The following is a 21,447-nucleotide window of genomic DNA, read 5'->3' on the forward strand; positions in this document are numbered from 1 at the left end:
CGGCGAGGACCGCGAAGGAGTCCGCTGTGAGCGAGAGCACGAACAGCTTCGGGGCGAAGGACACCCTGACGGTGGGTGACCAGTCCTACGAGATCTACCGCATCGACAAGGTCGAGGGCAGCGAGACCCTGCCGTTCAGCCTCAAGGTGCTGCTGGAGAACCTGCTGCGCACCGAGGACGGCGCGAACATCACCGCCGACCAGATCCGGGCCCTGGGCGGCTGGGACGAGAACGCCCAGCCCGACATCGAGATCCAGTTCACGCCCGCGCGCGTGATCATGCAGGACTTCACCGGCGTGCCCTGCGTCGTCGACCTGGCCACCATGCGCGAGGACGTCGCCGACCTCGGTGGCGACGCCAAGAAGATCAACCCGCTCGCGCCGGCCGAGATGGTCATCGACCACTCGGTGATCATCGACGTGTTCGGCCGCCCCGACGCCTTCGAGAAGAACGTCGAGATCGAGTACGCCCGCAACAAGGAGCGCTACCAGTTCCTGCGCTGGGGCCAGACCGCGTTCGACGACTTCAAGGTCGTCCCGCCGGGCACCGGCATCGTGCACCAGGTCAACATCGAGCACCTCGCGCGCACGGTCATGACCCGCGACGGCAAGGCCTACCCCGACTCCTGCGTCGGCACGGACAGCCACACCACGATGGTCAACGGCCTCGGCGTGCTCGGCTGGGGCGTCGGCGGCATCGAGGCCGAGGCGGCCATGCTCGGCCAGCCGGTCTCGATGCTCATCCCGCGCGTCGTCGGCTTCAAGCTGACCGGCGAGATCCCCTCGGGCGCGACGGCGACCGACGTCGTGCTCACGATCACCCAGATGCTGCGCGAGCACGGTGTGGTCGGCAAGTTCGTCGAGTTCTACGGCGACGGCGTCGCCTCGGTGCCGCTGGCCAACCGCGCCACCATCGGCAACATGAGCCCGGAGTTCGGCTCCACCTGCGCGATCTTCCCGATCGACGACGTGACCCTGGACTACCTGCGCCTCACCGGCCGCCCCGACGAGCAGGTCGCGCTGGTCGAGGCCTACGCCAAGCAGCAGGGCATGTGGCACGACACGGGCAGCTCCGACTACGCCGAGCCCCGCTTCTCCGAGCGCCTCGAGCTGGACCTGTCGACCGTGGTGCCCTCCATCGCCGGGCCGAAGCGTCCCCAGGACCGCATCGTGGTCTCCGACGCCAAGACGCAGTTCGACCTCGACGTCAAGAACTACGGCGTCGAGGGGAACTTCCGCGAGGTCGAGGTCACCCCCGCCGAGGGGAAGGCGTACGGCCTCAAGGACGGCGCGGTCGTGATCGCCTCGATCACCAGCTGCACCAACACCTCCAACCCGTCGGTGATGATGGCCGCCGCGCTGCTGGCCAAGAACGCCGTCGACAAGGGTCTGTCGGTGCCGCCGTGGGTCAAGACCTCGATGGCGCCCGGCTCGCAGGTCGTGACCGGCTACTACGAGAAGGCCGGCCTGTGGCCCTACCTGGAGAAGCTCGGCTTCTACCTCGTCGGCTACGGCTGCACCACCTGCATCGGCAACTCCGGCCCGCTGAACGAGGAGATCTCGCAGGCGATCCAGGAGAACGACCTCAGCGTCGTATCGGTGCTGTCGGGCAACCGCAACTTCGAGGGGCGCATCAACCCCGACGTGAAGATGAACTACCTGGCCTCGCCGCCGCTGGTCATCGCCTACGCCCTCGCCGGGACGATGAGCTTCGACTTCGACTCCGACCCGCTGGGTCAGGACCAGCAGGGCAACGACGTCTTCCTGAAGGACATCTGGCCGAGCCCCGACGTCGTCGAGCAGACGATCGCCGACTCGATGAGCAAGGAGATGTTCGTCAAGGACTACGCCGACGTCTTCGCCGGCGACGAGCGCTGGCAGTCGTTGCAGACCCCCGAGGGCGACACCTTCGAGTGGGACAGCGAGTCGACGTACGTCCGCAAGCCCCCGTACTTCGAGGGCATGCAGCCCGAGCCCGCCCCGGTCGAGGACATCACCGGTGCGCGCGTGCTGGCCAAGCTGGGTGACTCGGTCACGACCGACCACATCAGCCCGGCCGGCTCGATCAAGGCCGACAGCCCCGCGGGCCGATACCTCAACGAGCACGGTGTCGAGCGCAAGGACTTCAACTCCTACGGCTCGCGCCGCGGCAACCACGAGGTGATGGTGCGCGGCACGTTCGCGAACATCCGGCTGCGCAACCAGCTGCTGGACGGGGTCGAGGGCGGCTACACCCGCGACTTCACCCAGGACGACGCGCCGCAGGTCGCGATCTACGACGCCGCGACGGCGTACGCCGACCAGGACATCCCGCTGGTCGTCCTCGGCGGCAAGGAGTACGGCTCGGGCAGCTCGCGCGACTGGGCCGCCAAGGGCACCCGCCTGCTCGGCGTCAAGGCCGTCATCGTCGAGTCCTTCGAGCGCATCCACCGCTCGAACCTGATCGGCATGGGCGTGCTGCCGCTGCAGTTCCCGCAGGGGCAGAACGCCGACTCGCTCGGGCTCGACGGCACCGAGACGTTCGACATCGCCGGCATCACCGAGCTCAACGAGGGCCGCGTCCCCAAGACGGTCAAGGTGACCGCGACCAAGGGCGACGGGCAGAAGGTCGAGTTCGACGCCACGGTGCGCATCGACACCCCCGGCGAGGCGGACTACTTCCGCAACGACGGCATCCTGCAGTACGTCCTCCGCTCGTTGGTTCGTAGCTGACCTCGGCTCCTCCTCCGGCAGCCCGTCGCAGGCTCCGGTCTGCCGGCATCATCGCCGAGGCTGGTTCGTTCGTGACCTGACGCGCGCGACCGCGAAGGCCCCGCTCCCCCGAGGGGAGTGGGGCTTTCGCGGTCCTGGGCCGGCGCGGTGTGCAAGGGTGGACGGGCGCGAGCGCGGCTGCGCTCGACAGGGGATGACAAGGGGATACAGGCATGAGCGACCGCAGCGCGCGGGTGCGACCGGACGGGGCGAACCTGGAGGACGACGAGCGGCGGCGGCTCCCGACGCTGACCCGCCGGGCGGCGCTGAGCACCAGCCTGGCCGTGGGAGGGGCGCTGGCCACGGCCGTACGTCCGCCGCTGGCCCGGGCGGCGACCGACGGGCGCGACATCCGGCTCCACCGGTTCGACTCCGCGACGGGGTTCCTGCGCGGCCAGGGCGAGGGCACGCGCGTGGTGCGCGACGGCATCGAGCTCGCCGCGCCGCGCGAGACGCGGACGTACGTCGACCCGTTCGCGCCGGTCGCGAGCCCGGCGACGTTCGAGGTCGGGACGTGGACCTCGCCCACGCTGCAGTCCGGCTTCGACCTGACCCAGCTGGTCGCGTCGTGGAACGCCACCACCCCGAGCGGCACCTGGATCGAGGTGGGCGTGCGCGGCCGCACGCCCGACGGGCGGCGCACCGACTGGTTCGTGCTCGGCCGCTGGTGCTCCGAGCACCCCGAGCAGGGCGGCGCGATCCACCGCACCAGCGTCGACGGGCAGGAGACCGAGATCGCGACGGTCTGGACCGACACGCTCGCGACCGTCGACGACCGCACGCTGCGCTCCGTGCAGCTGCGGGTCCAGCTCATGCGCCGGCCCGGCACCGACGTCACGCCCCGGGTCACCCTGCTGACCGCGATGGCCTCGGCGCTGCCGAGCGCCTCGAGCGTGCCGGTGAGCCAGCCCGGCCCGGCGCGCGGCGTCGTGCTCCCGGTGCCGCCGCTGTCGCAGGAGGTGCACGCCGGGCACTACCCCGAGTGGGACAACGGGGGAGAGGCGTGGTGCTCCCCGACGTCGGTGTCGATGATCGCCGACTTCTGGCGGCGCGGCCCGAGCGCCGCCGACACCGCGTGGGTGACCGTGCCGCCCGACCCGCAGGTCGACCACGCCGCGCGCGCCACCTACGACCACGCCTACGACGGGTGCGGCAACTGGCCGTTCAACCCGGCCTACGCCGCGACGCTCGGGCTGCGCGGGTTCGTCACCCGGCTGCGGTCGCTGCGCGAGGCCGAGGTGCTGATCGCCGCGGGCGTCCCGCTGGTGCTGTCGGTCTCGTTCGACGCCGGCGAGCTCGACGGCGCGGGCTACTCCACCAGCGGCCACCTGCTCGTGCTGTGCGGGTTCGACGCCCAGGGCGACCCGGTCTGCAACGACCCGGCCAGCCACCTGGTGCCCGACAACGGCCAGGTGCGGGTGACGTACCGGCGCGACCAGCTGGAGAACGTCTGGCTGCCGCACTCCGGCGGCCTGGTCTACGTGCTGGCACCGCCCGACCGCCGGCTCCCGGCGGCGCCCGACCAGCCGAACTGGTGAACTAAGCGAGCGCTTGCTCAGCCCGATGAGACCCCCTCCCGTCAAGAGGGTTCTCGCCGGACGACCGAGTAAGGTCACGAAAAGGTCACGGAAAGTGGTCCGACCAACAACCGCTGTGTGATCTGCCTCATAGTCAAGCCCAGCGCGACAGGGGGCCGGCTTCTTGCCGGCCCCTTTTTGGATCGCGAATCGGATTGCGGGACAAGGGAGTTCGGTGCTCAGCATCAATGACCTCTCAGTGAGGTACGGGCGTTCTGTCACCGCCTTGCGCGGTGTCAGCTTCGAGGTGCCCGACGGTCAGGTGGTCGCGGTCCTGGGCAGCAACGGGGCCGGCAAGTCGACGCTGCTGCGTGCGATCTCCGGCACGCTCGGGCTGCACGGCGGCTCGATCATCGGCGGCAGCGTGGAGTACGCCGGTGAGCGGCTCGACCGGCTCGACCCGGCCGGCGTCGTGCGCAAGAAGGTGCTGCAGGTCCCCGAGGGCCGGCAGATCTTCGGACGGATGAGCGTGGAGGAGAACCTGCGGGCCGGCGGCCTCGCGGCACCGGCCTCCGCGCGCGACGAGGCGCGCGAGCGGGTCTACGACCTGTTCCCGATCCTCAAGGAGCGCGCGGGGCAGCCGGGCGGGCTGCTGTCCGGCGGCGAGCAGCAGATGCTCGCGATCGGCCGGGCGATGATGGCCGACCCCGAGGTGCTGCTGCTCGACGAGCCCTCGCTCGGGCTCGCGCCGCAGATGATCAACCGCATCGGGCGCATCGTGACCGAGATCAACGAGCGCGGCACCGCGGTGGTGCTGGTCGAGCAGAACGCCACGATGGCGCTGCGGGTCAGCGACCTGGCCGTGGTGCTCGAGGTGGGCGAGCTGGCGCTGCAGGGCCCGGCCCGCGAGCTCGCCGACTCCGAGGACGTGCAGCGGCTCTACCTCGGCGGGCACGCCGAGAGCGAGGACGCCGCCCAGCTGGAGACCCAGGCGGCCGCCCGCTCGGCGCGCAGCCGCCGCGGACTGGAGGTGTGGCGCGGATGAGCACCCTGGCACCCGAGACCCCCGAGACCCCCGAGACCCCCGGGCAGCCGGTCGACGTCGGCCGTGACGTGCAGCCGCTGGAGGTCGACGGGATCACCGTGCGCTTCGGCGGCATCGTGGCCCTCGACGACGTGTCCTTCACGGTGCGTCCCGGCACGATCCACGCGCTGATCGGCCCCAACGGCGCCGGCAAGTCGACCTGCTTCAACGCCATCACCGGCATCTACCGGCTGGCCTCGGGCACCATCCGGCTCGGCGACACCGACCTGACCCGCACCGCGGCGCACAAGATCCCGGCGCTCGGCATCGGGCGGGCCTTCCAGAACCTGGCCCTGGTCGGCACCTCCAGCGTGCTCGACAACGCGATGCTCGGTCGCTACGCCCTGACCAAGGGCGGGTTCGTGCAGTACGCCGTCCGCGCCCCGTGGACCATGCGCCAGGAGCGCCGGCACCAGCAGCGGGCCGCCGAGATCTGCGACTTCCTCGGCCTGAGCGCGCACCTGCACAAGCCGGCGGCCGCGCTGTCCTACGGCGACCAGAAGCGGGTCGACATCGCGCGGGCGCTCAACGTGGAGCCGACCGTGCTGCTGCTCGACGAACCGGCCGCCGGCATGAACGCCAGCGAGACCGCCGAGATGGCCGAGCTGATCCACCAGATCCGCGACGAGCTGGGCATCTCGATCCTGCTGGTCGAGCACGACATGGGGCTGGTCATGGGCATCGCCGACCGGGTCACGGTGCTCGACTTCGGCCGCCGCATCGCCGACGACGTGCCCGCGGCGGTGCAGCGCGACCCCGAGGTGATCCGGGCCTACCTCGGCAGCGACGACGACGAGTCCGGGCGCGACGGCAACCACGACGAAGGGAAGGCCTGAGCATGGACACCCTGATCCAGGTCCTGGTCAACGGCCTCGGCAAGGGCGCGGTCTTCGCGCTGCTGGCCGTCGGCTTCGTGATCATCTACAAGGCCACCGAGACCGTGAACTTCGCCCACGGCTCGATCGCGATCTTCGCCGGCTACATCGCCTACCTCGTCAAGGACGCCTCCGGCAGCTGGCTGCTCGGCGCCGTGGCGGCGGTCGTGGCCGGCGCCGCGCTCGCCCTGTTCATCGAGCGGGTGCTGCTCGCCAACGCGCGCAACGCGCACAGCGACAGCCTCGCGATCCTCACCATCGGTGTCGACATCTTCGTCTTCACCGAGATCGTGCGGCGGATCGGCACCCAGTCGCCACCGTTCCTCGGCGACCCCTACGACGCCAAGCCGGTGAGCCTGTTCGGGGTCAGCGTCGCGCGCACCTTCCTCGTGGCGCTCGCCGTCGCGATCGTGCTGCTCGCGATCTTCTTCCTGGCCTTCCGCTACACCACCTGGGGCCTCGCGATGCGCGCCCAGTCGGAGAACCGTGAGGCATCGGCGCTCATGGGCATCCGCAGCTGGCGGGTCACCGCGAGCGCCTGGCTGGTCGGCGGCGCCCTCGCCGGCATCGCCGTGCTGTTCCTCGCCACCACCGACATCGGCGGCGGCACCGGACTGCTGGCCAGCCACACGATCGCGTTCGCCGCGTTCCCCGCGGCGATCATCGGCGGGCTCACCTCGCCCGGCGGCGCGGTGGTCGGCGGCCTGATCGTCGGGCTCACCGACGCCCTCGCCGCGCAGTACGTCAACCTCGACTTCGCCAAGGTCGCGGTCTACCTCGTGATGCTGGCCGTGCTCGTCGCCCGCCCGTCGGGCCTGTTCGGGAAGGTGGAGCAGCTCCGTGTCTGACCTCACCACGACGCACCCGTCGGCCGACGCCGGCGACACCCCTGAGTCCACGCCGAGCACGCAACCCGTGACCGCCGTGCGCGCCGACGCCGGCCGCCGCCGGATCATCGGCTGGGCCCTGGCCGCGCTGGGCGTGCTCGTCGTCTGGGCGATCCCGCTGTTCGTCACCGATCCCTACCTGCTGGTCCTCAACTGGATCATGGTCGGCGCGGTCGGCGGCATGGGGCTGACCATGCTCATCGGCCAGGCCGGCCAGCTGTCGCTGGCGCACTCCTTCTTCGTGCTCATCGGCGGCGCGGCGTACGCCGTCCTCGCCGGCCCGCGCACGGGCGACGACTACTTCGGGCTGGGGCTGCCGTCCTGGATCGCCGCGATCCTCGCGGTGGTCATCACCGGCGGTGTGGGGGCGGCGTTCGCGCCGATCTCCGGCCGGCTGCGCGGCATCTACCTCGGTGTCGCCTCGCTCAGCCTGGTGTTCCTCGGCTACTGGCTGGCCCGCACCTTCACCGACATCTTCGGCTCGACCTCCAGCGGCCGTTACGCGCCGGCGCTGAACCTGTTCGGCTTCGACTTCGGCACGAACGAGGGCCAGCTGCACGTGCTGAACGTGCAGATCGGCAAGGACGAGCGGATGTTCTGGCTGTTCGCCGCGCTGACCGCGCTGGCGTACTTCGTCGGCCGCGGCACCGTCAACGGCCGGATCGGCCGCGGGTGGCGCTCGCTGCGCGACAACGAGGCCGTCGCGACCGTGATGGGCGTGCCCGTCGCGAAGCAGAAGGCCAACGCGTTCGCGGTGTCGTCGGCGTACGCCGGGCTCGCCGGAGTGATGGTCGTCTGGTGGTACGACGGCCTGCTCAAGCCCGACGAGTCGGTCGACGCCGGCACCTACAGCACCGTCGTCGCGATCGCCTTCCTGGCCATGTGCGTCATCGGCGGCCTCGGGTCGCTGACCGGCGTGCTGTTCGGGGCGGCGCTGGTCTTCGGGCTGCCCCAGCTGATCCCGCTGCTGCGGGGTGAGAGCGACCTGTCCGGCACCGGGTTCACCCCGGTCGTCGTCACCAACCTGCTCTACGGCGCGCTCGTCGTGCTCATCATCATCTTCGAGCCCGGCGGACTCGCCGGCATCGGCCGACGGCTGCGCGGCCTGGTGCAGCGCTCGGCCACCACCGGGAAAGGAACCTCCTCATGACCCGCCCCAGCCGTCGTACGTTCCGCGCCACCGCCGCGACCGGGGCCGCCCTGGCCCTGGTGCTCACCGGGTGCAGCCTGAAGACCCCGGAGAGCGTCGGGGGAGGCGGCGGCGCCCGCGGCCTGAAGACCGACGTCGGGGTCACTGACGACACCATCACGCTCGGGTCGCTCACCGACACCTCCGGCGTGTTCAAGGTGCTCGGCCTGGCCATCACGCAGGGCTCGCAGATGTGGGCCCAGGACGTCAACGCCACCGGCGGCATCTGCGGCCGGCAGATCAAGCTGGTCTCGGCCGACCACGGCTACTCCGCGGAGAAGGCCGTGCCGCTGTACAACCAGATGAAGCCCAACGTGCTGGGCCTGGTCCAGCTGCTCGGCTCGCCGATCCTGGCCGCCCTGAAGAAGCCGATCGTCAACGACAAGATCGCGGCCATCCCGGCCTCATGGGCCTCGGACAACCTCGACGTGCCCAACGTCGTGATGGTGGGCCCGACGTACGACGTCGAGGTGATCAACGGGCTCAGCTACCTGCAGGAGGAGGGGAAGATCAAGAAGGGCGACACGATCGGCCACATCTACATCGACTCCGAGTACGGCAAGAACGGCCTCAAGGGCTCGCAGTACTACACCAAGCAGAACGGCATGCGGCTGGTGAGCGCGTCGGTGACCTCGACCGAGAGCGACCTGACCTCGGCGGTGACCCGGATGCGCTCGTCCGGCGTCAAGGCACTGGTGCTGACCACGACGCCCGCGCAGACCGGTTCGGCGCTCGGTGTCGCCTCGTCGCAGGGCATGCGGGTGCCGATCTTCGGCAGCGGCCCGTCGTTCACCCCGCAGCTGCTGCAGTCGCCGGCGCGCAGCGTGCTGCTGAGCGGGCAGTTCACCAGCTCGGCGCTGCAGGTGCCCTACAACTACGACAAGACGCCGCTGGCGCAGGAGATCTCCACCCGGTTCGCCAAGGACCAGCCCAACCAGGTGCCGACGTACGGCCCGAACCAGGGGTACGCCAACGGCCTGGTGTGGGGCGCGATCCTCAAGCAGGCCTGCTCCGACGGCGACATGACCCGCGAGGGGATCCTCAAGGCGGTGCGCAAGACCTCGGTGGACACGCGCGGTCTCACCCCGCCGCTGGACTTCACCCAGCCGGGCCAGCCGTCGACGCGCGCGGGGTACCTGATGCAGCCGGCCGCAGTTCCGGGCGGGCTCAAGGTCATCGAGGGTCCCGCGGCCTCGGACGCGGCCCTGACGTACAAGACGCCGTTCCAGAAGTGAGGTCGAGCACCACGCCGGTCGAGTAGCCGCGCGGCACATGTTGGTCGAGTAGCCGCGCGGCACATGCTGGTCGAGTAGCCGTGCGAGGGACGAGCGCGGCGTATCGAGACCCTCGCCCGCACCGCCCCACTGGCCCGGACTCGAACAGGTGTTCTAGTCTGGTGACATGATCGACGCAGGCCCGCCGGGATGGCCGCGCGGCGTGCCGCCACCCGACGCGCCGGGCTGGGAGCGGGCGGCGACCGCCTGGCTGCTCGACCAGTGCCCGGCCGACTTCCGGGCCTACGACGCCTGGCGGCGGCACCCGCGCGCGCTCGCCTGGGTGGCCACCTGGCACGTGCAGGCCCAGCTCGACGCGATGCGCCAGGCGTACCGGCGGGTGCGGGTCGACCTCGGCGACGAGCTGTCCGAGCGGGCGCTGCCGCAGGTGATGGAGCATCTCGCGGCCGAGGGGCTGCGGCTGCGCGCGACGGCGCGCAGCGTGGAGCTGGTGCACGAGGCGATGCAGGGCAAGCGCTACGTGCCGCGGCTGTGAGCGGCGCGCGCTGCTGCCCACCCCGCCGGACGTGGCGCGGGCGCGGCTCGAAAGGGTGGAATTTCCGACGGGGAGCGCGGACGCGCGAACCCGGGTCGCGGCCCGGACGTCCACCACCGCATAGACTCGTGCGTCACGTATGGGAAGGCGCCAGCACCACATGACACTGCTGAAGCACATCAACTCCCCGGCCGACCTCAAGCGGTTGGAGCCGGGCCGCCTCGACGACCTCGCGCAGGAGATCCGGGACTTCCTGGTGACCTCCGTCGCCAAGACCGGCGGGCACCTGGGCCCCAACCTCGGCGTCGTGGAGCTGACCATCGCGCTGCACCGCATCTTCGACTCCCCGCGCGACACGATCGTGTTCGACACGGGGCACCAGTCGTACGTGCACAAGCTGCTCACCGGGCGGCACGACTTCTCCGCGCTGAAGAAGAAGGACGGGCTGTCCGGCTACCCCAGCCGCGCCGAGTCCGAGCACGACGTCGTCGAGAACTCCCACGCGTCCACCTCGCTGTCCTGGGCGGAGGGCATCGCCAAGGCGCGCCGGCTCGCGGGCGAGGACGATCGGCACACCGTCGCGATCATCGGTGACGGCGCGCTCACCGGGGGCATGGCCTGGGAGGCGCTCAACAACATCGCCGTCGACGAGACCCTCAAGCTGGTCATCGTCGTCAACGACAACACCCGCTCCTACGCGCCGACGATCGGCGGCATGGCCCAACACCTGGCGTCGATGCGCGCGACCCGGCGCTACGAGAAGATGCTCGACTGGGGCCGCGGGGCGCTGAACCGCACGCCCGTCGTGGGCGGCCCGATGTACGACACCCTGCACGGGGTCAAGAAGGGCCTGAAGGACATCGTGTCCCCGCAGGGGATGTTCGAGGACCTCGGGATCAAGTACCTCGGCCCGGTCGACGGGCACGACGAGCAGGCGCTGGAGGACGCGCTGACGCTCGCGCGCGACTTCGGTGGCCCGGTCATCGTGCACACCTTCACCGAGAAGGGCCGCGGCTACGACCCGGCGGCGCTCGACGAGGCCGACCAGTGGCACGGCGTCGGCAAGTTCAACCCCGAGACCGGTCTGCCGTTCGAGGTCAGCGGGCGCATCTGGACCGACGAGTTCAACGACGAGATGGTGCGGCTCGGCGCCGAGCGGCCCGACATCGTCGCGATCACCGCGGCCATGCTCATCCCGGTCGGGCTCGACGGGTTCGCGAAGGCGTACCCCGAGCGCGTCTTCGACGTCGGCATCGCCGAGCAGCACGCCGTGACGATGGCCTCGGGCCTGGCGTACGCCGGTCTGCACCCGGTCGTCGCGGTGTACGCCACGTTCCTCAACCGGGCGTTCGACCAGCTGCTGATGGACTGCGCGCTGCACAAGCAGGGCGTGACGTTCGTGCTCGACCGCGCGGGCGTGACCGGCAGCGACGGGCCGTCGCACAACGGCATGTGGGACATGACCGTCGCCTCGATCGTGCCCGGGCTGCGCCTGGCCGCGCCGCGCGACGGCGAGCAGGTCAAGCAGCAGCTGCGCGAGGCGGTCGCCGTCGACGACGCCCCGACGATCATCCGCTTCCCCAAGGGCGACGTCGCCGACCCGATCGAGGCCGCGCGCCGCGACGGCACGGTCGACGTGCTGGTCGACTGCGACGACGAGCCCGAGGTCCTGGTCGTCGGCGTCGGGTCGATGTGCTCGACCGCTGTCGACGTCGCGGGAAAGCTTGCGGCACAAGGACATTCGACGATGGTGGTCGACCCGCGGTGGGTGCTGCCGGTGAGCGACGACCTGCTGCGGCTCACCCGCCGCGCGCAGCACGTCGTGGTCATCGAGGACAACCTGGTGGTCGGCGGCATCGGTTCGTCGGTGACCAGCGCGATGCGCGAGCAGCGCCAGGAGCAGCCGGTGCACTGCTTCGGCATCCCGAAGCGCTTCCTCGACCACGCCTCGCGCGGGCAGGTGCTCGAGGAGATCGGCCTGACGGCCGACATCGTGAGCACCGCCATGGTCCAGCGGCTCGGGCCGCGCGACTGAACGCCGCGTGACGCGCCGCGACGACGCCCCCGCACCGCTGCCCGGGTCCGACCGCTTCGGCCCGGCGAGCGAGGTCTGGGACACCGACGCCTGGCGCTGGGAGGTCACCCGTTGGTTCGACGACGTGCTGCCCCGCCGCGGGATCACCCGGCACCCGACGACGCCACGCCAGCCGCGCGTACGTCCGTGGTCGACCCAACTGGTGATCGAGACCGACCAGGGGCGGGGATGGTTCAAGGCGAACGTCCCCGAGTCGTCGCCGGAAACCCTTGTCTACGAACGTCTTTCGCGAGTCGCGCCGGATCTTCTGTCGCCTGTGTGGGTGAGCGACGCGGAGCGTGAGTGGTTCGTCTGTCCCGACCAGGGGCGCACCCTGCGGCAGGTCGCGAACGCCGACACCATCACCAGCCTGTGGTCGGCCGTGCTGCGCAGGTATGCCCGGCTCCAGCGGGCGTCGGTCGGCGTGGTCGACGCGTTGGTCGACGGGGGAGTGCCGAGGTGGGGGTCGCGCGCCCTGGTGTCGGCGTGGGTGGCGCGCGGGCGGCCGGAGGAGAGGGTCGCCGACGAGGCGCTGCGGTCGGCTGCGGACCGGTTGGAGGCGCTCGGGCTGCCCCCGACCATCGAGCACGGCGACCTGCACGCGGGCAACGTATTCACTTGCGCCGCAACGAGTTCGGCGATGCAGGAGGCGAAGATCTTCGACTGGGGTGACGCCTACGTCGGGCACCCGTTCGGGTCGCTGCTCATCGCGCTGCGCAACCCGGAGTACCACTTCGGCCTGGCAGCAGATCCCGAGCGTGACCAGCGGCTGGTGCGGGCCTACCTGTCCGGCTGGGCCGACGTACGTCCGGTGGCCGAGCTCGAGCGCGTGGTTCCCGACGCGATGCTGCTCGCCCGGGTCGCGCGGATCCTCAGCTGGGACCGGGCCCTGACGCGCGCGACCGACCCCGAGCGTGGCCAGTGGCAGCCGCACGCCGACGGGTGGGCGCAGGAGATCGTCCGGATCGCCTCACCCCGCTCGGCCGAGTAGCCCGCCCCGTCATGCTGGTCGAGTAGCCCGCGAGGGACGAGCGGGCGTATCGAGACCCCGGCTACCAACGCTTCATCCGCTCGAACGGCAGCCGTCCGACGACCGCGACGAACAACCCGTACGCGGCGCACGCGGCGAGCACCCCGGTGCTGACTTCGTGATCCCCCGGCCGCAGCAGCAACCATCCGGCGAAGACCATCGGGGCGAGCGACAGCAGACCCGCGAGCACCGCCGCCCTGCCCACCTCGTCGTTGGCCCGGGCCCGCAGCTCGGGGTCCTGACGCACCCGGTCGGGGACGTCGTACCCGTCTCCCGGGGTGCAGACCTGCCCTCGGTGCGCGGTGAGGCCCATGAGGACGGACACGACGAGCATGGCCCCGAACGCGACGAGCAGGAAGACGGCGGCGACGCTCATGCGGGCCAGCATGCCAGCGGGCGCAGATCAAGGTGAAACCCGAGTACGCCCGTCCCCATGCTGGTCGAGTAGGCCGAGGGACGAGGCCGTATCGAGACCGGTCGAGCCGAGCCCACGCTGGTCGAGTAGGCCAGCTCTGAAGGTGGTCGAGTAGCCCGCGAGGGACGAGCGGGCGTATCGAGACCCTGGTTCCCGCGAGATTTCGTTGGTTTGACGCGGGTTCGGGGGGCTTGTCGGTGGCCGGCCCTAGTGTTCCTGGTATCGAACATCAGTGCGATTCACCAGGGGGGTGAAGACCATGACCGCGACCACGGTGGAACCGGCGACCGACCACATCGTCGAGCCCGGGCAAGCGTCGGGCCCGCTGTCGGACGAGGGGATCACGGTGGCGACGGCGTTGGCGCAGCTGCACGCGACGTTGGACGCCCTGGGTGATCAGCCGGACGCGACGGTGGTCGCCGAGGCGGACGCGGTCGGGCGGGCGGTCTCGGAGGTGGAGCGTCTGTCCCGGCGGGTGGCCTCGTTGCGGCTGCGGTTGGTGGCGTGCGCGAACCGGTCTCAGGTCGCGCGCCGGTCGGGGTTCTCCACGACCGGGGCGTGGTTGGCGAGCCGGACGCACACCAGCGGTGGTGCCGCGACCCGGGAGGCCGACCTGGCTGAGACGTTGGAGTCGGTGCTGCCGGTGACGGGGCAGGCCATGGCCGAGGGGGCGGTGTCGCCGGAGCACGCGGCAGTGATCGCGTGGGCGATCAAGCAGCTGCCCGAAGGTTTGACCGCGGAGCAGGTGGTGCGGGTCGAGGCGTCACTGGTGGGTGAGGCGGCGCGGATGAGCCCGGCCCGGTTGCGGGGTGCGGCCCGGCGGGCGCTGGCCGTGGTCGAGCCCGATCAGCAGGCGGTCGATGAGCACGAGGACCAGGTCCTGCGCGGGGAGGAAGCCTCGGCGTTGGGCCGGTGCCGGTTGAGCATGCATGACAACAGTGACGGCACGGTGTCCGGGTCGTTCGTGCTGCCTCGCCTGGCCGGGGACATCTTGCGCAAGGCCGTGCAACAGCTGGCCGCGCCCCGCCGCGGCAGCACCACCGGCACCGGCGCCTCGGGCGCGACCGGCGACGAGGTTACCCGCGACCGGGCCACGGCCACCGGCGCTGCGAGGAGCGCACCGGCCCCGGCCAGTGGCACGGCCTCGGCCGGTGGCGCGGCCGTGGACGATCGTGCTGGGCGGGGGTCGTGGGTGGGGGTGGACTGGCCGCACCGGTACGGCCTGGCATTGGTGGAGCTGTTGGAGCATCTGCCGACCGATCGGTTGCCCGGCAAGGTCGCCGCGACCGTGGTGGTGACGATGACCCGGGAGCAGCTGGTGGCGGATCTGGCCGCGGCGCATCTGGACACCGGGCACGACATCAGCGCGGGGGACGCGCGCCGGTTGGCGTGCAACGCCGGGATCGTGCCGGTGGTGCTGGGCGGGGCGTCGCAGCCGTTGGACCTGGGTCGGGCGAAACGGTTCTTCAGCGAGGCGCAACGCACCGCGCTGGCTACGAAGTATGACCAGTGCGCGGTGCAGGGGTGTGACAGCCCGTTCGCCTGGACCGAGCTGCACCACGAGCATCCCTGGTCCAGGGGCGGGGCCACCGACCTGGAGCACGCGGTCCCGTTGTGCGGGCGAGACCACCGCGACATCCACAAACCCGGCACCCGGGCCACCATCACCACCGGCCCCGACGGCCGCAAGACCGTCCAGATCCACCGACGCGAGTGAATGATGCGCGCACCGGATCTCACGCGCCCGAGGGGGCTGCTGCCCAGTCACCTCCTGAGGCGACTGCTCGTCGCGCTCCGAACACGCTGGTCACCAGCCGCGCTCCGAACGCGTTGGTCACCAGCCGCGATCGGCCCATTCGCCGCGCTCGGTCAGCACCTGGCGCAGCAGGTCCGCGCGGTCGGTGATCAGTCCGTCGACGCCCAGGTCGAGCAGTCGGCGCATCTCGTCGGACTCGTTGACGGTCCACACGTGCACCTGCACCCCGACGGCGTGCGTGGCCGCGATGGTGCGCGGTGTCACGACGGGAATCCCCTTGTGCGATACCGGAACCTGCAGGCAGTCGACCCCACGCAGCGCGGCGCGGACCGCTCCCGGGACCCGGCTGTTCGCGGCCAGCACGAACGCCGTCGTCACCGACTGGCCGCCCGAGGTGGCCACCGGCTTCGACAATCGGCGCAGCGCTGCTCGCCGGCGTCGGTCGGAGAACGACGTGACGCACACCCGGTCCCAGGCGCGGTGCCGCTCGACGCACTCGACCAGCGGCAGGACAGCCGGCTCGGACTTGATGTCGATGTTCACCCGCAACCGCGGCCAGGTCTCGAACAGCTCGCCCAGCGTCGGGATCTGTTCGGTGCCGCCGATGCGCGCCTCACGCACCCGGTGCCACGGCTGGTCCCAGATGCTGCCGGCGCCGTCGGTGACCCGGTCGAGGGTCTCGTCGTGGAAGGCCAGCAGCACCCGGTCGGCCGTAGCGTGCACGTCGGTCTCGACGTAGCCGAAGTCGAGATCGACGGCCGCCTCGAACGCCGCCATGGTGTTCTCGAGCCCGTCGGTGGAGAAGCCGCGATGAGCCATCGCGATCGGACCGTCGTGCTCGAGGTATGCCGTCCGCGCCACGCGTGCGCCCCGTCGCCCTGCGATGTCGCCCGGCGGGCCGGGTCAGTCGCGGAACGTCTGGATGTTGGCACCCAGCGCGTTGAGCCGGGAGTCCAGCTCCTCGTAGCCGCGGCTGATGACGTAGATGTTGCGCAGCACCGACTCGCCGGGCGCGGCGAGCATCGCGAGCAGCACGACCATGGCCGGGCGCAGCGCGGGCGGGCACATGACCTCGGCCGGGCGCCAGCGGGTCGGGCCCTCGATGAGCACCCGGTGCGGGTCCATCAGCTGCACCTTGACGCCGAGCGGGGTGAGCTCGGTGAGGTAGATCGCCCGGTTCTCGTAGACCCAGTCGTGCAGGGTCGTCTGCCCCTCGGCGACCGCGGCGATCGCGGCGAAGAACGGCAGGTTGTCGATGTTGAGCCCCGGGAAGGGCATCGGGTGGATCTTGTCCTTCGGCGCCTTGAGCGGGCCGGGGATCGTGCGCAGGTTCACCAGGCGGGTGTGGCCGTTGTTGGAGGTGTACTCCTCCGACAGCTCGTACTTCATGCCCATGTCGGCGAGCAGCGTCAGCTCGATCTCCATGAACTCGATCGGCACCCGGCGGATGGTGATCTCCGACTCGGTGACGACGGCGGCCGCGAGCAGCGACATGGCCTCGATCGGGTCCTCGGAGGGGTAGTACTCCACGTCCTGGTCGATCTCGGCGACACCGGTGACGGTGAGCGTGGTGGTGCCGATGCCCTCGATGGTCACGCCGAGCTTCTGCAGGAAGAAGCACAGGTCCTGGACCATGTAGTTGGGGCTGGCGTTGCGGATCACCGTGGTCCCGGGGTACTTCGCGGCGGCGAACAGCGCGTTCTCGGTGACCGTGTCGCCGCGCTCGGTGAGGATGATCGGCTTGTCCGGGTGGCGGTCGGCGTCGACGGTCGCGTGGTAGTAGCCGTGCGAGGCGACGACGTTGAGCCCGAACGAGCGCAGCGCGTGCAGGTGCGGCTCGACGGTGCGCGAGCCGAGGTCGCAACCGCCGGCGTTGGGGAGCTTGAACTCCTCGAACTCGTGCAGCAGCGGGCCGAGGAACATCAGGATCGTGCGCGTACGCCGGGCGGCGCCCTCGTCCATCGCGTCCAGGTCGATGCGCTCGGGCGGGGTGATCTCCAGGTCGCTGCTGTCCGGCAGCCAGCGGGTCTTGACCCCGATGGAGTTGAGCACCTCGGTGATCCGGTTGACCTCTTCGATGCGCGCGAGGTCGCGCAGGGTGGTGCGGCCCTTGTTCAGCAGGGCGGCGCACAGACACGCCACGGCGGCGTTCTTCGACGTGCGGACGTCGATCTCGCCGGACAGCTTGCGGCCGCCCTCGATGCGCAGGTTCACAGGTGCGTTCGATGTCACGGTGGTCACGATCTCCGAGTCGAGGGCCTCGCTGATGCGGGCCAGGGTCTCCAGGCTGAGGTTCTGCTTGCCTTGTTCGATGCGGGCGACGGCACTCTGGCTGGTGCCGAGGGCGGACGCCAGCTCGGTCTGCGTCAGCTGGCGCTGGCGACGGGCGTCTCTGATGAGGTTGCCCACGCGAGTGAGTTGGTCGTTCGTCACGCGCTCCACTGTAGATCACATATGAGATATGAACAGGGTTGTGGCGGTGTGTCGTGCAGCACGCGGTGAACAGCGAACGTACCTCATGTGTCGGCGGAGACAAACGACGTGCGGCGAGAGACGAACGATGCGCCGCCGGTGCCGAACGCACGAGGCGGCCGGGCGTCGATCGACGCCCGGCCGCCTGCGCGGGAGGTGCTGCCCGGCTCAGACCACGGTGCGGTCCTGTCGCCTCAGGCCTGCGGCACCGAGGCTGCGCCACGCTCGAGGAAGCGCTGCCCGGTGACGCGCTCGGCGATCCCGGTGCGGTCCAGCAACGGCGTGACCCCGCCGTTCCAGAACGGGAAGCCGGCGCCGGTGATCATCGCAAGGTCGATGTCGCGCGGGTCGGCGACCACGCCCTCGTCGAGCATCCGGCGGGTCTCGTCGGCGAGGGCCTCCAGGGCCCGGGTGCGCACCTGCTCCTCGGTGAGCTCCACCGGCTCGGCGGCCGGCTCGAACAGGTCGAGCACGGCCGGGTCGAGCGCGCCGTCGCTGCCGTAGAAGCTCGGGATCTTCGCCTCCACGACCTTGGCGAGGTTGGGGGAGACGTAGAACCGGTCGGGGAAGGCGCCGTGCAGCGTCTCGCTGTTGTGCAGCGCGATGGCCGGGCCGACCAGGCTGATCAGCATGAACGGCGGCATCGGGGTCACGCCGGCGAACGCCTTCTCGACGACCTCGAAGGGCGTGCCCTCGTCGGCGACCCGGCCGGCCTCGCCCATGAACCGGCCGAGCAGCCGGTTGACCACGAACGAGGGGGAGTTCTTCACCAGGATGCTGGTCTTCTTCAGGCCCTTGCCGGTGGCGAACGCCGTGGCCAGGGTCGCGTCGTCGGTCGCGTCGCCGCGGATGATCTCCAGCAGCGGCATGACGGCGACCGGGTTGAAGAAGTGGAAGCCCACGACCCGCTCGGGGTGCTGCAGGCCCTCGGCCATCTCGGTGATCGACAGCGAGGAGGTGTTGGTCGCCAGGACGCACTCGGGCGAGACGACCTGCTCGACCTCGGCGAACACCTTCTGCTTGACGCCCATCTCCTCGAACACGGCCTCGATGACGAAGTCGGCGTCGCCGAACGCGGCCTTGTCGACCGACCCGGTCACCAGACCCTTGAGCCGGTTCGCCTTGTCGGGGTTGACGCGCCCCTTGGCGAGCAGCTTGTCGACCTCGTCGTGGACGTACTGCACACCCTTGTCGACGCGGTCCTGGTCCAGGTCGGTGAGCACCACGGGCACCTCGAGGCGCCGGGCGAACAGCAGCGCCATCTGGCTGGCCATCAGGCCGGCGCCGACGATGCCGACCTTGGTGACCGGACGGGCGAGCGACTTGTCCGGGGCTCCGGCGGGACGCTTGGCGCGCTTCTGCACCAGGTCGAACGCATACAGCCCCGACCGCAGCTCGTCGGTCATGAGCAGGTCGGCCAGGGCCTCGTTCTCGGCCTCGAACGCCTCCTCGCGGCTCGCGGTGCGAGCCGCCTGCACCAGGTCGAGCGCGCGCAGCGGCGCCGGGGCGGAGCCGCCGGTCTTGGCGAGCACCTGCTGGCGAGCGGCCTCGACGGCGCCGTCCCACGCCTGCGCGGAGGTGTCGACGGCCGTGCGCGCGGGAGACTCTTCGCCGCGAATCACCTTGGCGGCGAACGCGATCGAGTCCTCCAGGAAGGTCACCGGCTCGATGAGCTCGTCGGCCACCCCCAGCTCGAAGGCCTGCTTGCCGTTGATCATCTTGTTGTTGGCCAGCGGGTTCGCGACGATCAGGGTGAGCGCGTTCTCGACGCCGATCAGGTGGGGGAGCAGATAGGTGCCGCCCCACCCCGGGACCAGGCCGAGGAAGCACTCGGGCGTGGCGTAGGCCGGCACGCCCGAGGAGATCGTGCGGTGGTCGGCGTAGAGCGCGATCTCGACGCCGCCACCCATCGACGCCCCGTTGACGAACGCGAAGGTCGGGACCGGCAGGTCGGAGATCTTCTGGAAGGTCTCGTGCCCGAGCCGGGCGATCTCCAGCGCCTGCTCGCGCGTGGCGATGGCGGGCACCCCGGTGAGGTCGGCGCCCACGGCGAAGATGAACGGCTTGCCGGTGATGCCGACGCCGACGATCTCACCGGCCTCGGCGCGGCGGTGCAGCTCGTCGAGCACCCCGGCCAGCTCGGCCAGACCCTGCGGGCCGAAGCTGTTGGGCTTGGTGTGGTCGAAGCCGTTGTCGAGCGTGATCAGCGCGAACGTGCCGGCCCCGCCGGGCAGCGCGACGTCCTGCACGCGCGCGTGCGTGACGACCTCGTCGGTCGCCGGGAGCGTGGTGGTGGTCATCAGGCGGCGCCCTTCTCGTCGTCGGTGCTGTCGCTGGAAGGCGTTGTGGCAGAAGGGTTCTCGCCCTTGCCGCCCTGGGTCCCGGAATAGCCGGCGTAGTCGGGGTGGTGCGGGTTCTCCCAGATCACCGCGCCGCCCATGCCGATGCCGATGCACATGGCGGTGAGGCCGTAGCGCACGTCGGGGTTCTCCGCGAACTGCCGCGACAGCTGGGTCATGAGGCGCACGCCGGAGGAGGCCAGCGGGTGGCCGGTGGCGATCGCGCCGCCCCAGGGGTTGACCCGCTCGTCGTCGTCGGCGATGTCGAAGTGGTCGAGGAAGGCCAGCACCTGCACGGCGAAGGCCTCGTTGAGCTCGAACAGGCCGATGTCCTCGATCGTGAGGCCGGCCTTGCCGAGCGCCTTCTCGGTCGCGGGGACCGGGCCGATGCCCATGACCTCAGGCTCGACGCCGACGAAGGCGTACGACACCAGGCGCATCCCGACCGGGAGCCCGAGCTCCTCGGCGGCCTGCTCGGAGGCGAGCAGGCACGCGGTGGCACCGTCGTTGAGGCCCGCGGCGTTGCCGGCGGTGACGTTGCCGTGCGGGCGGAACGGCGTCTTCAGGTCGGCCAGACCCTCGACGGTCGCACCCGGGCGCGGCGGCTCGTCGGCCGTGGCCAGGCCCCAGCCGCGCTCGTCGTGGCGGGTGGCGACGGTGACCAGGTCGGGCTGGATCTTGCCGTCGTCGTACGCCTTCGCCAGCTTGCGCTGGCTGCCCACCGCGAACTCGTCGGCCCGCTGCTTGGTGATCTCGGGGAACCGGTCGTGCAGGTTCTCCGCCGTGGACCCCATGACCAGCGCCGAGGGGTCGACCAGCTTCTCGGCTACGATCCGCGGGTTGGGGTCGACGCCCTCGCCCATCGGGTGCCGGCCCATGTGCTCGACGCCGCCGGCGATGGCGACGTCGTAGGCGCCGAACGCGATGCTCGAGGCGGTGTTGGTCACGGCCGTCATCGCGCCCGCGCACATCCGGTCGACGGAGTAGCCCGGCGTGGTCTTGGGCAGGCCCGACAGCAGCGCCGCCACCCGGCCCAGCGTCAGACCCTGGTCGCCGATCTGGGTGGTCGCGGCGATCGCGACCTCCTCGACCTTCTCGGCCGGGAGCTGCGGCTGGCGACGCAGCAGCTCGCGGATGCAGTTGATCACCAGGTCGTCGGCGCGGGTCTGGGCGTAGATGCCCTTCTCGCCCGCCTTGCCGAACGGGGTGCGCACCCCGTCGACGAAGACGACTTCGGACAACGAACGGGGCACGGTGCCTCCCAAGGAGTGGGCCAGTGGGTGTCGAGC

The 21,447-nt window shown here is 70.9% G+C and carries 16 protein-coding genes; 11 read left to right on the forward strand and 5 right to left on the reverse strand.

Annotation, left to right across the window (positions count from 1 at the left end; genetic code table 11):
- Positions 1-26 precede the first annotated feature (26 nt).
- From acnA to FB554_RS05565, 10 genes are all read left to right on the forward strand, one after another.
- Positions 27-2,711 carry an aconitate hydratase AcnA gene (gene acnA / locus FB554_RS05520; RefSeq protein WP_142005056.1) on the forward strand — a complete coding sequence of 895 codons (2,685 nt, stop codon included), beginning with the start codon at positions 27-29 and terminating at the stop codon, positions 2,709-2,711.
- Positions 2,712-2,923: 212 nt separating this feature from the next.
- Positions 2,924-4,288, forward strand: a complete 1,365-nt coding sequence (locus tag FB554_RS05525) for a C39 family peptidase (RefSeq protein WP_142005057.1) — start codon at positions 2,924-2,926, stop codon at positions 4,286-4,288.
- A gap of 265 nt (positions 4,289-4,553) precedes the next feature.
- On the forward strand, positions 4,554-5,312 hold the full coding sequence (locus FB554_RS05530) for an ABC transporter ATP-binding protein (RefSeq protein ID WP_236022288.1): 759 nt from the start codon (positions 4,554-4,556) through the stop codon (positions 5,310-5,312).
- Complete coding sequence (locus FB554_RS05535) at positions 5,309-6,187, forward strand: ABC transporter ATP-binding protein (protein ID WP_142005059.1); 879 nt, start codon at positions 5,309-5,311, stop codon at positions 6,185-6,187. Before FB554_RS05530 ends, FB554_RS05535 begins: the two co-directional genes overlap by 4 nt.
- 2 nt (positions 6,188-6,189) lie before the next feature.
- Positions 6,190-7,074, forward strand: coding sequence for a branched-chain amino acid ABC transporter permease (locus FB554_RS05540; RefSeq protein WP_142005060.1), 885 nt, complete (start codon positions 6,190-6,192; stop codon positions 7,072-7,074).
- Positions 7,067-8,263, forward strand: coding sequence for a branched-chain amino acid ABC transporter permease (locus tag FB554_RS05545; RefSeq protein ID WP_211344535.1), 1,197 nt, complete (start codon positions 7,067-7,069; stop codon positions 8,261-8,263). Before FB554_RS05540 ends, FB554_RS05545 begins: the two co-directional genes overlap by 8 nt.
- Positions 8,260-9,537, forward strand: a complete 1,278-nt coding sequence (locus tag FB554_RS05550) for an ABC transporter substrate-binding protein (RefSeq protein ID WP_142005061.1) — start codon at positions 8,260-8,262, stop codon at positions 9,535-9,537. Before FB554_RS05545 ends, FB554_RS05550 begins: the two co-directional genes overlap by 4 nt.
- Positions 9,538-9,703: 166 nt before the next feature.
- Positions 9,704-10,072: a hypothetical protein gene (locus FB554_RS05555; protein ID WP_170206790.1), complete on the forward strand. Its 369-nt coding sequence runs from the start codon at positions 9,704-9,706 to the stop codon at positions 10,070-10,072.
- A gap of 160 nt (positions 10,073-10,232) precedes the next feature.
- Positions 10,233-12,107, forward strand: a complete 1,875-nt coding sequence (gene dxs, locus FB554_RS05560; RefSeq protein WP_142005062.1) for a 1-deoxy-D-xylulose-5-phosphate synthase — start codon at positions 10,233-10,235, stop codon at positions 12,105-12,107.
- 7 nt (positions 12,108-12,114) lie between these two features.
- The gene (locus FB554_RS05565) at positions 12,115-13,137 is read left to right on the forward strand and encodes a phosphotransferase (protein ID WP_142005063.1); all 1,023 of its coding nucleotides are present in this window, start codon (positions 12,115-12,117) and stop codon (positions 13,135-13,137) included.
- 61 nt (positions 13,138-13,198) lie between these two features.
- On the opposite strand, the gene FB554_RS05570 is transcribed toward FB554_RS05565, so the two are convergent.
- Positions 13,199-13,552: a hypothetical protein gene (locus FB554_RS05570; RefSeq protein WP_236022289.1), complete on the reverse strand. Its 354-nt coding sequence runs from the start codon at positions 13,550-13,552 to the stop codon at positions 13,199-13,201.
- 298 nt (positions 13,553-13,850) lie between these two features.
- On the opposite strand from FB554_RS05570, the gene FB554_RS05575 reads away from it, so the two are divergent.
- Positions 13,851-15,308 carry an HNH endonuclease signature motif containing protein gene (locus FB554_RS05575; RefSeq protein ID WP_142005064.1) on the forward strand — a complete coding sequence of 486 codons (1,458 nt, stop codon included), beginning with the start codon at positions 13,851-13,853 and terminating at the stop codon, positions 15,306-15,308.
- 117 nt (positions 15,309-15,425) lie between these two features.
- On the opposite strand, the gene FB554_RS05580 is transcribed toward FB554_RS05575, so the two are convergent.
- The 4 genes from FB554_RS05580 to FB554_RS05595 form a co-directional block, all read right to left on the reverse strand.
- The gene (locus FB554_RS05580; protein WP_236022290.1) at positions 15,426-16,208 is read right to left on the reverse strand and encodes a glycerophosphodiester phosphodiesterase family protein; all 783 of its coding nucleotides are present in this window, start codon (positions 16,206-16,208) and stop codon (positions 15,426-15,428) included.
- A gap of 42 nt (positions 16,209-16,250) precedes the next feature.
- A complete protein-coding gene (locus tag FB554_RS05585; RefSeq protein ID WP_142005065.1) occupies positions 16,251-17,780 on the reverse strand; it encodes a helix-turn-helix domain-containing protein in 1,530 nt (509 codons plus the stop codon).
- A 233-nt stretch (positions 17,781-18,013) separates the two neighbouring features.
- On the reverse strand, positions 18,014-20,119 hold the full coding sequence (locus tag FB554_RS05590) for a 3-hydroxyacyl-CoA dehydrogenase NAD-binding domain-containing protein (protein ID WP_142005066.1): 2,106 nt from the start codon (positions 20,117-20,119) through the stop codon (positions 18,014-18,016).
- Positions 20,119-21,411: a thiolase family protein gene (locus tag FB554_RS05595; protein ID WP_142005067.1), complete on the reverse strand. Its 1,293-nt coding sequence runs from the start codon at positions 21,409-21,411 to the stop codon at positions 20,119-20,121. Before FB554_RS05595 ends, FB554_RS05590 begins: the two co-directional genes overlap by 1 nt.
- Positions 21,412-21,447 lie beyond the last annotated feature (36 nt).

It is taken from the genome of Barrientosiimonas humi (genome assembly GCF_006716095.1).
Taxonomy (GTDB): Bacteria; Actinomycetota; Actinomycetes; order Actinomycetales; family Dermatophilaceae; genus Barrientosiimonas; species Barrientosiimonas humi.